The organism is Nostoc sp. CHAB 5836 (genome assembly GCF_020829445.1).
Lineage (GTDB): Bacteria > Cyanobacteriota > Cyanobacteriia > Cyanobacteriales > Nostocaceae > Nostoc.
The window spans coordinates 1-4,467 of the sequence record NZ_JAIVFV010000296.1 but is presented as its reverse complement, the minus strand read 5'-3'; the positions used below and the strand labels follow the sequence as shown (position 1 = coordinate 4,467).

Annotated in this window: 4 protein-coding genes and 1 pseudogene; all 5 read left to right on the top strand. The window is 38.6% G+C overall.

What is annotated here, in order from left to right:
- A partial coding sequence (locus LC605_RS31140; RefSeq protein WP_229551266.1) for a hypothetical protein occupies positions 1 to 560 on the top strand: 560 nt, incomplete at its 5' end.
- Positions 561 to 937: 377 nt separating this feature from the next.
- Entirely contained in the window at positions 938 to 1,987 is a 1,050-nt protein-coding gene (locus tag LC605_RS31135) for a hypothetical protein (RefSeq protein ID WP_229551265.1), read from the top strand.
- Between the two features lie 191 nt (positions 1,988 to 2,178).
- Positions 2,179 to 3,000, top strand: coding sequence for a hypothetical protein (locus LC605_RS31130; protein WP_229551264.1), 822 nt, complete (start codon positions 2,179 to 2,181; stop codon positions 2,998 to 3,000).
- Positions 3,001 to 3,187: 187 nt separating this feature from the next.
- A complete protein-coding gene (locus LC605_RS31125; protein ID WP_229551263.1) occupies positions 3,188 to 3,892 on the top strand; it encodes a hypothetical protein in 705 nt (234 codons plus the stop codon).
- Positions 3,889 to 4,467, top strand: a pseudogene (locus LC605_RS31120) (hypothetical protein); the annotation flags it as partial. The gene LC605_RS31125 and the pseudogene LC605_RS31120, both read left to right, overlap by 4 nt.

Sequence of the window (4,467 nt, the reverse complement as noted above, 5' to 3'; positions counted from 1 at the left end):
AGATTCGTAATGAATTGATTAACCCCCCTTATCCTTACGACCTTAAATCAAACCGCTTTGAAAATAATTCAGCAGTGTGGGCAAATTTAGTTAGCAATGAATTCAATCGTGTAATTACCCGTGGAATAGCGATAGGTGTTCTCGGTAAAAATGGACAAGATAGGACAAAAGCGAAGTTAGAAAATACACAGCAAAGTCTGGAAGATATTGCAGAATTTACTGATGACAATCAAATTCTACAAAAGATTGGGGATATTACGAGTCAGACAGGGGCTGTAACAAGTGGTATTGCCGGATTAGCAGGTTTGCTAGGTGCTAGTCAATTGCAAAATACTAAAATTCAACAGGAGCAAGTAAAAATTGTAGCTGAAACATTTGGTCAAACATTACAAACGAATCAGTATTTACAATACTCTAACTTAAATTTGGCAAACATCTCTCAACAGGTAGAAGAGGCAAATCGCGCTCGCAGAGTAGATACATCTACAGAAGCAGCACGACTTTTACGGGCTACTTCTCAACTAGATTTGTTTGGCAGACAAGTTAATGTTAATAATTAGGATTTGAAGATCAAAAAATCTAATTTAGAGGATGTTTTAAAAGTCTTTTTATCAGTAGCAAAACGTTCTAGATCCCCCTAAATCCCCCGATAAATTGGGGGACTTTGATTCCGGTTCCCCCCTTAAAAAGGGGGGTTAGGGGGCAATACAGTTCAGTTAAGCAATTTTTTTCCTTCTCTTTCTACTCTCTGCGTCCTCTGCGCCTTGGCGGTTCGTTAAAAAATTGACTTGGATAACAGAGTTTTAGCCTTAACTGAACCGTATTGGGTTAGGGGGGATCTAAAAGTGCCTAAAATCAACAGCCAACCACTTTTCAAACATCCTCTTAGATACATTTTTTAAAATCCTTATCTAAAAAAATAGCCCATCAACTCAAAATGCAACTTGCTATTCAACTAATTTTTGCCCAAGTAGGCATTAATGAGATTCTCGATAATGGTGTCGCAACTTCCCAAAGTATTGCCGAAGGTTGGAACAACCAATGGCTGAGTTTATTACAAAATAACACCACTAATAACTTGTATGGAGCGCTGACAAATCTGGGTATTTTTTTTGCGGTAGGAACCCTGTTATTTTTTATGATACAATTCTTAAAAGACTTAATATCCTACGAATATACCCGTCCAATATCAGCTTTAATTTGGCCTTTTATTGTGGTAGTACTCCTAAGTAATGCCGGCAATGGGAGTATACTTTCTAATCTGACACTGGGAGTCCGGGATTTTTTAAACAATGTGAATCAGCAAGTAGTAGTATCAGCAGATGCGAATAAAATTTACCAGCAAGCACTGAATATGAGTATTGCTGAAGAGGTAGCTGGTTCCTTACTGCGTCCTTGTCAATCACTTACTGGTGAACAACAAACTCAATGCTTTGCCAAAGCTGCTGAGAAAGTTAACTCACTTTGGGAAAAATATAGAGAAACATATGGAAATCAAAATTGGATAAATAGACTACAAACTAAGATAGATAACATCAGATATGGCACTGGGTTTGTATCAGAAACCTCATTTAATTCTTTATTAGGTTCTACAGTTCAAACGAGCATTAAAAGCTTTTTAATTTCCTTACAATATGCCTTCCAAAATTTGATAGAAGCTACTATGTTGTTGATAGCACTTTTGGGGCCAATAGCTGTAGGTGCGTCTTTACTACCTGTAGCTGGTAAACCAATTTTTGCATGGTTGACCGGATTTTTATCTATTGGAATCGCTAAGATTTCATTCAATATTATTGCTGTGCTGACCGCCGCAGTTATTGTAAATGGCCCAGGTCAAAATGCTAGTGCTGATCCAGATTTAATGTGGTTCATAATTTTTCTGGGAATATTAGCACCAATTTTATCTTTACTTGTGGCTGCTGCTGGAGGTTTTGCAGTTTTCAGCGCTATTAGCAATACGGCTTCTTTAGTAAAGGAGAGGATATAGGAAATTCAAAATTAATAAAATTTTGGCAAGTGTCGTAACTGTTGACTATCGGAATCTGGTTTGATTTTTGAAATACACCTAGCACCATCCAAAGGTTTTGGTGCGTTACACTACGCGATAACACACCCTACATATACTAGATGCAAATGATCATATATAATAGCTGAGGTTTTTTAGAAGGAGATGAGTAAATGGTGCGTTTACTAGAAAAAAGACAAAGAACGGGAAGTGTTGTGACAGCTTTTGCGATCGCTACCTTCAGTTTACATATATTAGTTTTATTTTTATTCTTATTACAAGGGCTAAATATTCGCCAACTCAGTCTGAGAAAACCTCCCAACTTTGTGCAATTAATCGATGGAAAACCAGTAGCTAATATTGATGATTTAGCAAGAGAACCAGAAGCAATTCGCCGATTCATCAGCAAAACGATGATATCAATGTTTAGCTGGTCGGGAACTTTGCCACCACAAGCTATTGAAGAAGTCGCCAACCCTAAATCAGATTTAGGAATACTTATTAACACACCTCAAGGAAGTAGCCAAAAGATTAGTACTAGCAGTTGGGTAGCTAGTTTTGCTCTATCAGAAGACTTTCGCAAAGGTTTCTTAAGCACAGTTGCAGAAATGACACCGCCAGAAGTTTTCTCTGAAAATCCCAGTCAAGTTATGACATCACAATTAGTTATTAAGCGGGTTTATCCGCCAAAACAAATTGCACCAGGTAAGTGGCGAGTGGGTATGGTAGCGGACTTAATTCAAAAAAACCGAGTTGGTGGTGCAAAACTCATAACTCCTTTTAACAAAGATATCCTTGTACGTGCATCAGATTATTTCGCTAATCCCCAACCTGATAACAGCACCGACATACAAAAAGCAATTTATAGTGTCCGCGCTGATAGATTAGAAATTTATGAAATTCGTAACTTATGTTTGCTAGATAACAACAACCAAAACCAAGGTCAATTAAATCAATGTGGAACTGGACAAACATCTGATAGCTTTATAAGATGATCCATTTATAGCCCAATACGCTTGGGTTAAGGCTAAAACTCCTCGAAGCGGGAAGGGGGAAGAATTCAAAGCCTCTCTCCTTAAAGGAAGAGAGGAATGGAAGTGAGGTCAAAATTGTACCTCACACTTGTCGAGAATCGCTATATACTTCACTTGAAGATAGTTCAATTTATATAATGAATTATTAATGCAATTACTCAAACCAGAAAACAGAAAAAATAACCCTCTACCACTGTTGGCAGTAGGAACATTTGGTTTACATATATTCACTTTACTGTTATTAATATTTCATTGGTCTATGTTACAACAGTTAGGCCGGCAACTCACACCTCAAAGTTTAGTACAACTTGTTGATGGTCGCACTATAACCGCAGACCCCCAAGAAAATTTGAACCGACAACCAGAGACTATTCGGCGCTTTGTGGGTGAAACTATGAGCTTAATGCTTACCTGGTCACAACAACAGCCACCATCACAAGTGTGGGAAATTAGCTCCCAACTGGTAGCTGATGATTTTAAACAAAAACTTAAATCGGAACTTACTAATTTAAATCCAGATAGCCAGTTTGAAAATGTTAATAGAGGAGCAGAGAATGTATTAGTAATCCAAAAAATTTCTCAACCGACAGAAATAAGCAATGGAACGTGGAAAGTGGAGATGCTTGCCAACCAATTAATTTTTAACAGTTATGATAAGTTAGGAAAATCAACTTCCTTTAATAAACAAATTTTAGTGAGAGCAATAGATGAACCCGCGACTTCACTACCCAATGCAGCACTACCCTCGCATTTTGCAGCTTATCGCCTTGGGGAAGCCAGACTAGAAATTTATAATATATGTGAAATCAAAGATAACAATTGTTCTGAAAAACCAAACCAAGCTCTACCATGACCCGATACTCAATTCCTGCGGAAACACCTCCCCAAAATGAACTTACTTTAAGCACCGGCGATCGCCAACCAGAAGTAGAATCTTCAGATTGGGAATCGCGGATGTCAAGGTTGGTCGGCTTTGAAGAAGAATCTTCTTCTGCCGATAGCGAAGGATCAGAAGACTCTGCAACGCCGCAAGAGTCGCTTTCTCAACCACAACAAGTTCAGACTAAGCAACCTCTCTCATCTAATCCCTTTGCAAAGTTGGGCTTGGTAGGGGCTGCTACTTTAGGGGTAGTTTTGGTCGGTGGTGTGTTTTTGTCGCAGTTGATCGGTGGCGGTAATAAAAAACCAGAGACTGTTTCTCCACAAGTGCGTGAACAGCCAACGAATGAATCTAACTCTCAACAGCTAGAAAGTGAAGTAGATACTCTCAAAACGAAATTAGCCCTGAGTGAACAAGCACAGATGGTGAAAGCCGCCCAACAACAGCTCAGAATTGCCAAATCAACGCCGACAGTAGCTTTACAAAAACCGTCAGTTTCTTCCAGAGATACACCAAAAGTGATACCAACACCAACACCTTATGTACCT